Source organism: Adlercreutzia sp. DFI.6.23 (assembly GCF_024462535.1).
In the GTDB taxonomy this organism is placed as follows: domain Bacteria; phylum Actinomycetota; class Coriobacteriia; order Coriobacteriales; family Eggerthellaceae; genus Adlercreutzia; species Adlercreutzia rubneri.
The window spans coordinates 1-427 of record NZ_JANGBP010000116.1 but is presented as its reverse complement, the minus strand read 5'-3'; the positions used below and the strand labels follow the sequence as shown (position 1 = coordinate 427).

Below are 427 nucleotides of genomic sequence, written 5' to 3'. Positions count from 1 at the left end.
GTTTTATGTGCAGGAAGGTGTGACGAACGGGTTCGGTGAGCCGACGTTTCGCATGCAGGAGCGCCTTCGCGATGCGGGGCTCGAGGTGTCGAACGAGAACAACCAGTATGCCGACCATATCGGTATCGAGCTCCTCTACTGCAGCGCGCTCGCGCAGCGGGCGACCTCGAACGGCCTTGCAAAGGCGGAGGAGGCAGCTTTGCTGACGTCGTTCGTCGAGGCCGATTTGGTTCCGTGGTTCGGGCAATTTGCAGCGGCGCTGCACAAGGAGGGGGCGACCTATTATGGCCTTCTGGCCGATCTCGCCGGCGGTCTGCTCGGGGTCGTTCAAGCCGCTTCGCCGAATACGTTGGCCTCGGTAGCCTAAAGAAGGCCCCCTCGCTTAGCGCCTGCACCTGCGACATTATAGCGTACGCAGGAACAGGCG

Annotated in this window: 1 protein-coding gene; it reads left to right on the top strand. The window is 61.8% G+C overall.

The genetic code is table 11. The features are described 5' to 3' along the window. Positions 1 to 367: molecular chaperone TorD family protein (locus NE591_RS12590; protein ID WP_256156783.1), on the top strand; the 367-nt coding region annotated here is incomplete at its 5' end. Between the last annotated feature and the right edge of the window lie 60 nt (positions 368 to 427).